This is a genomic window from Thermoflexus sp., assembly GCF_025055495.1.
Lineage (GTDB): Bacteria > Chloroflexota > Anaerolineae > Thermoflexales > Thermoflexaceae > Thermoflexus.
Genome location: NZ_JANWXB010000276.1, coordinates 1 through 6,772, shown reverse-complemented (window position 1 = coordinate 6,772; position 6,772 = coordinate 1). Strand labels below are relative to the sequence as shown.

Genomic DNA, 6,772 nt, shown 5'->3' with positions numbered 1-6,772 from the left:
CTCCCCCCTCCCCGCGGCCCTCTGGGCCGTGGGGAGGGGGGAGAAAGGGGGGAGGGGCCATCGCCTTCGGGACTCGCTTCGGTTCCTCAAATCCCCGGTTTATAACTGGACAAAGCACTAGCGAAAGCGGGGGAGAGGGGGATGAAAGCTTTGATGGGGCGGCGGGTTCTTCGGTCTCCGTCGCTCCACCGAACCTTCCCTCATCGCAAAGGAGGAGCAGGAAATGGTGTTCGCTGTAGAGTTAAGGAAGGTTAGCAAACATTTCGGTGAGGTTGAGGCGGTTCATCAGGTCAGCCTTCAGATCCGGGATGGAGAGTTTTTCTCCCTGCTGGGCCCCTCCGGCTGTGGAAAGACCACGACCCTGCGAATGATCGCCGGCTTCGAACGCCCCACGGAGGGAGAGATCTACATTAAGGGCGAGCGGATGAACGATGTGCCCCCCTTCCATCGCCCGGTGAACACGGTGTTCCAGCATTATGCCCTTTTCCCCCATATGACGGTCTTCGAGAACGTGGCCTTCGGCCTCGAGATGAAGCGCCTCCCCCGGGATGAAATCCGTCGACGGGTGGAAGAAGCCCTGCGGTTGGTCCGGCTATCCGGATTGGAGAACCGCTATCCTCGTCAGCTTTCCGGAGGTCAGCAGCAGCGGGTAGCGCTAGCCCGCGCCCTGGTCAACCGCCCAGCGGTGCTGCTGCTGGATGAGCCCCTGGGCGCTCTGGACCTGAAGCTCCGCAAGGAGATGCAACTGGAATTAAAGACGCTTCAGCATCAGGTCGGCATCACCTTTATCTATGTCACCCATGATCAGGAAGAAGCGATGACGATGTCAGACCGCATTGCGGTGATGAACCAGGGCCGCGTCCTTCAGGTCGGAACCCCGGTGGAGATCTATGAGCACCCCGCCACCCGCTTCGTGGCGGATTTCATCGGCGAGACGAACTTCTTGGAGGGGCGAGTGGTGGATCTGGAGGAGGGGATGGCCCGGGTGGAGATCGAAGGCTTCCCTGTCTTCGCCGCCCCATCCGAGGGGATCCATCGAGGTCAAACGGTCACCGTGGCCATCCGGCCGGAGCGGATCCACCTGTGCGCAGAGGAACCAGGGGATACCCCGAATCGCTATGCGGGCGTGATCGAGGAGGTGATTTACATCGGAACAGACACCCTCTTTCGGATTCGGGTGGGTGAGCGGCTTGGATTGCGGGTGCGCATGCAAAACCGGGATGGCAGCGCTTCGATTCATCGTTATCAGCCGGGCGCTGCGATCTGGGCATCATGGCCGCCGGAAAGCGCACGCGTTCTCGTGGAATAGGAGGGGCCTATGTTCGGAGTGGATATCCAGACCCGAAAAGGGCGGTCCCTGGAGGTATTTGGGCTCCTGGTGATCAGCGGCCTTCTGGCTTTCTTTATAGCGGGGAGGACGGCCGAGATGCCCTGGCGGATCGTCATGGGGGGGATGGGGCTCCTGGACGCCGCCCTCGCCGCCACCTGGATCCTCGGACTTCCGCTCATTCCCACCCTGGTCCTGGTTCGGGCGGCCCTCGGGCTGGTCCTGGGACTGGGGATGATGTTCGCCCTGGGCCTGGTCCCAGGCCTGGGCCTCTGTTTCCTGGCGATGGCGCTGGGGATCGCGGCGATCCCCCGGGCCCGACTCCCGCTGCTTTTGATCCTCCCGGGCACATTTTATCTGCTGATCTTTTTCGCCTTCGCGGTAGGCATCATTGCGGTGATCAGCTTCCTGAAGCGGGGGCCTTATGGAGGAATCCGCTGGTTGTTCGTCCTGGAGAACTACCAGCGCGCTCTGGATCCTCTGTATGTGCAGATCATATTGCTATCCCTCTGGATCGCGCTAGTGACCACGGTCTTGTGTCTCCTCATCGGCTACCCCGTCGCCTACGCGATGGCGCGCGCCCCAGCGCGGTGGCGCAACGCGCTCCTCATTCTCATCATGATCCCCTTCTGGACCAACTTTCTGGTTCGCACCCTTGCGTTGATGTTCGTGCTGCGCTCGGATGGCCCCATCAACGGCTTTCTGATGGCTGCGGGTCTCATCCAGGAGCCCCTGTCGCTGCTCTTCACTCAAAACGCGGTCATTCTGGGGCTGGTGTATGGCGAGCTGCCCTTCATGATCCTTCCGCTTTATGCCACCCTGGAGCGCCTTGATTTCTCATTGGTGGAAGCGGCCTATGATCTGGGCGCGAATGAATGGCATGCCTTCCGGCGGGTGATCTGGCCGCTCACCCTCCCCGGCGTCCTCGCCGGATCGACGCTGGTGTTCATCCCCTCGGTGGGCGCGTTCATCACCCCCGATTTGCTCGGCGGGGCGAAGACGATGATGATCGGCAACGTGATCCAGTATCAGTTCCTCACAGTTCGCCACTGGCCCTTCGGCTCCGCTCTCTCGCTGATCCTGATGGCGATGGTGCTGGCCGCCACTATGGTCTATCTCCGCGTCGGTGGAAGGGAGCGCGTGTTATGAGCATCCCGGTCGTCACTCAACCGGAACGGGCCGCCCTCCGTCCCTTGCCGAGCCTGGCGCTGTATGGGGTGGAAGGACTGGAGTGGACGATCGGCGGCCTGATCGCGTTGCATCTGGGAAGCGCCCTGGGGAATGCCATCCCCTGGCTGACGGGCCTGGGCGTCCTGGGAGATCTGCTGGAGATCGCCCGTCGATGGACAGGACCGGAGGGGCCAGGCTGGCCGCGGCTCGTCAGCGGTCTGCTGGCCTGTTATGGGGCGCTGCTCCTCGCCGGCTGGCTCTGGCGTCGTCCGGGACGACTGGGAAGGATCCTGCGGCATCTCCTGACCTGGGGCTCCCTGACTCTGATTTTCCTCGGACTGGTTCTGCTGGACATCAATCGAGAGCACGGGCTCCGTCGTTTCCTGCGGGTGGAGCCCTGGCCGGTTCCCGCCTTCCGCTTTGCTGCGGAGTGGCGTGCCGGGATGATCGGGCTGGCATTCTTGTTTCTGTATGTTCCGATCTTCGTTCTGATCATGTTCTCCTTTAATGCTTCTCCCATCGCGACGGTGTGGAAGGGTTTCTCCACCGCGTGGTATGAACGGGTTTTGCGGGACACGCTGGTCCTGGCCGCTGCGCAACGGAGTCTGCTGATCGCCTTCCTGGCCACTGCGATCTCCACCCTCCTGGGGACGATGCTGGCCATCGGGCTGGATCGCTATCGGTTCATCGGAAAGACAGTCCTGGAAGGCCTGCTGTATCTCCCCATCATCATCCCCGAGATCGTGATGGGTGTAGGCCTCCTGCTGTTCTTTGTCCTGACGCAGACGCCCCTGAGCATATGGACGATCCTGATCGCCCATGTGGCTTTCTGTATGCCTTTCGTCTACGTCATCGTCCGCGCCCGGCTGGCGACTTACGACCGCACCCTGGAGGAAGCCGCCCAGGATCTGGGAGCGAACGAGTGGGAGACCTTCCGGCGGATCACGTTGCCATTGCTGATGCCGGGGATCCTGGGAGGCGCTTTAATCGCCTTCACCATTTCCATTGATGATTTTGTGATCACTTTCTTCGTCACAGGCCCGGGATCCACCACGCTCCCCGTATTGCTGTATTCCAAAGTCCGGCTCGGAATCACGCCGGAGCTGAACGCGATTTCCTCTCTGCTTTTCGGGGCCTCTCTGACTTTTGTGTTGCTTTCCCTGATCACCCAGCGTCGCCGATGAGATCGGCATCGCGGGTCACCGACCGCCTGCCCGGCCTCTCCTCCTCTCCATCCATAAGGTTCAGGGGCCAGTGAGGAAGCCTCCGGCAACCCGGCAGGCACGTGCTTCAACCTGGAGGGCGCCGGAGATGAAGACCGCAGGCACGTCCCGATAGACCTCCACGGCTGATGTCCAGCCTTCTTGCAGGCCAGAGAGCGACCGGCCCCATAGCTGGAAAGGGCGCGGTCTCTCCTCTCCGGCCAGGCTCTGGTGGATAGCCCTGGTGCCAGGTGGAAAACGCTTGGACCCCACGGCGGTTCAGGCAGCGAGATCGACCCCGAACCGGACTCGAATCCTCAAACGGCTACGGTTTCCCCATTGAAATTTGGATATCGGTGTCCGTTCGTGGACAGCCCCTCTCCTGCTGCTCTCAGGTCCGAATCCCGGCCAGCATCCGGGGGATGGCGATGGCCATTATGGGATCGATACGTCTGGGGTGGGGCGAGGCCATCGGCGCAGCCCGGGATACCCCCTGATCCGCCCGATCGTGGCGTTCCTCCGGATGTGCGCCGGGCCTCAGGCCCTTCTTCGGATCCTCAACCGCGGCTCACTGCAGGAGTGGGGCTGAAATTCGGCAAATCACCGATGGGGCCTGACAACGGCTCATGCTGGACAGGCCTTGAGGAAGAAATCCGGGATTCACTGAGATTACATTATAATTAAGCAAAGGGGAAAGGCGGTGGTGGCATGGTGGGCATGCAGAATCCCACGACCCTGGAGTTCCTCCTGGAACAGATTCGGGACCCCCTGAGCCCTTCGGACCGAGAGCTGATCGAGCGGGCTTATCAGGTTGCGGGGCGAGCCCATTCTCATCAGACACGCGCCTCCGGAGAACCATATTTGTATCATTGCCTGGCCGTGGCGGGCATTCTGGCTGAGCTCCGTATGGATCCTCCTGTGATCGCCGCCGGCCTGTTGCATGATGTCGTGGAAGATACCGGGGTGACTCTGGAAGATATCCGGCGGGAGTTCGGAGAAGAGATCGCCCGTCTGGTCGATGGGGTCACCAAGTTGAAATATATCGATCGTCTCCGCGCCCAGCCGGAGGATGGGGAGGCCCGTCGCACCGCTCGAGACGAGCAGAGCGCCGAGAACATCCGCAAGATCTTCTTCGCCATGGTGGAAGATCCCCGGGTGGTGCTGATCAAGCTGGCGGATCGCCTCCACAACATGCGCACCCTCGGAGCGCTTCCCTCTGAGAAACAGCGGCGCATCGCCCGCGAGACCCTGGAGATCTATGCCCCTCTGGCCAACCGCCTGGGGATCTGGCAGCTGAAGTGGGAACTGGAAGACCTGGCCTTTCGCTACCTGGAGCCGGAGAAGTATCGGGAGATCGCCCAGGCCATCGATGAACGCCGGGCGGAACGGGAACGCCATATCCGGCAGATCGTCGAGCGGATCAAGGCCCGCCTGGCCGAAGAAGGGATCCAGGCTGAGGTCACCGGCCGGGCCAAGCACATCTACAGCATCTACCGCAAAATGCTCCGCAAGGGGGTCTCCTTCGACCAGGTTTACGATGTGCGGGCCGTCCGCATCATCGTGAACACGATCCCGGAGTGCTACCAGGTCCTGGGCATCATCCACTCCATGTGGCGCCCCATTCCGAAGGAGTTCGACGACTACATCGCCAATCCCAAAGATAACTCCTACCGGAGCCTGCACACGGCGGTGATGCTGGAGGACGGCAAAACCTTAGAGGTGCAGATCCGCACCTGGGAGATGCACTGGGAGGCCGAATACGGCATCGCCGCTCATTGGATCTACAAGGAGCAGGTTTCGAAGCGGGACCTGGTCTATGAGAAGAAAGTGGCCTGGCTGCGCTCCCTGATGGAGTGGCGCAATGAGGTGACCTCGGCGAAGGAATTTGTGGAGTCCCTCAAGACCGACGTCTTCGAGGATCGAATTTACGTATTCACCCCGAAAGGGGATGTGATCGACCTGCCCCGGGGGAGCACCCCCATCGATTTCGCTTATCACATCCACACCGAGCTGGGGCATCGTTGCCGCGGTGCCCGGGTGAACGGCAAATGGGTTCCCCTGAACTACGTCCTTCAAATGGGGGACCAAGTGGAGATCATCCCGGCCAAGCAGGGCGGCCCCAGTCGGGATTGGCTGGATCCAGCGAAGGGGTATGTGAAAACCTCTCGCGCCCGTCAGAAGATCCGTCAATGGTTCAAACAACAGGGCCGCGCGGAGAACATCCTCCACGGCCGGGAGATCCTGGCCCAGGAGATCCGGCGCCTGGGCGTTCCCTTCTCGGTTGACGAAGCCACCCGTCGGCTGTATGGGGAGTTCGGATATAAGGAGCCCGAGGATCTGCTGGCGGCCATCGGCTGGGGGGACGTTTCCCCTGAGCAGCTGGCGCCTCGCCTGATCCGGATGGAGGAGGAGCGCCGTCGGGAGGAACAGAAGACCGCGCCCGAGCTCCCTGTCTCCACCGAACGCTATGACGCTTCCCGGCCAGTGTTGGTGGAGAACAATCCTCAGGGGCTCCTGATGCAACTGGCTCGCTGTTGTAACCCGGTGCCCGGGGATGAGGTGATCGGATACATCACCCGCAACCGTGGAATCACGATCCACCGTCGAAATTGCCCGAATATCCTGAACATCCGCACGCCAGAGCGTCTGATCGAGGTGCAGTTCCCGGCCGGAGAGAAGGGATACCCGGTCGAAATCGAGATCGTAGCCATCGACCGCGTGGGTTTGCTCTACGAGATCAGCGGCGTGTTGAAGGACGAGCAGATCAACATCGCCCGCATCACGGTAGACACGCGGAATGGCTTCGCGGTCTTCCAGGCCACTCTGGAAGTCCGCTCGGCGGCCCAGTTACATCGAGCGCTGGCGCGCATTGAGCAGATCCCGAATGTTCGCGAGGCCTATCGCCGTCGTTAAGGATGGGGAAGGAGGCTGCTTTTCCCTATTGCTTTGTCCAGTGATCAACTGGGGATTTGAGGAACCGAAGCCCGTCCGGAAGGCCATGGCCCCTCCCCCCTTTCCTCCCCCTCCCCACGGCCCTCTGGGCCGTGGGGAGGGGGAGGAAAAAATCTTTCGG

The 6,772-nt window shown here is 61.5% G+C and carries 4 protein-coding genes; all 4 read left to right on the top strand.

Annotated elements, in window-relative coordinates; all coding sequences use genetic code 11:
• Positions 1-223 precede the first annotated feature (223 nt).
• The 4 genes from NZM16_RS08960 (at position 224) to NZM16_RS08945 (ending at position 6,612) form a co-directional block, all read left to right on the top strand.
• Positions 224-1,309 (top strand): ABC transporter ATP-binding protein, encoded by a 1,086-nt coding sequence (locus tag NZM16_RS08960; RefSeq protein WP_295480010.1) that lies wholly within the window; start codon positions 224-226, stop codon positions 1,307-1,309.
• A gap of 9 nt (positions 1,310-1,318) precedes the next feature.
• Positions 1,319-2,476, top strand: coding sequence for an ABC transporter permease (locus tag NZM16_RS08955; RefSeq protein WP_295452843.1), 1,158 nt, complete (start codon positions 1,319-1,321; stop codon positions 2,474-2,476).
• Positions 2,473-3,681 carry an ABC transporter permease gene (locus tag NZM16_RS08950; protein WP_295480008.1) on the top strand — a complete coding sequence of 403 codons (1,209 nt, stop codon included), beginning with the start codon at positions 2,473-2,475 and terminating at the stop codon, positions 3,679-3,681. Before NZM16_RS08955 ends, NZM16_RS08950 begins: the two co-directional genes overlap by 4 nt.
• Positions 3,682-4,407: 726 nt before the next feature.
• Positions 4,408-6,612 carry a bifunctional (p)ppGpp synthetase/guanosine-3',5'-bis(diphosphate) 3'-pyrophosphohydrolase gene (locus tag NZM16_RS08945; protein WP_295480006.1) on the top strand — a complete coding sequence of 735 codons (2,205 nt, stop codon included), beginning with the start codon at positions 4,408-4,410 and terminating at the stop codon, positions 6,610-6,612.
• Positions 6,613-6,772 lie beyond the last annotated feature (160 nt).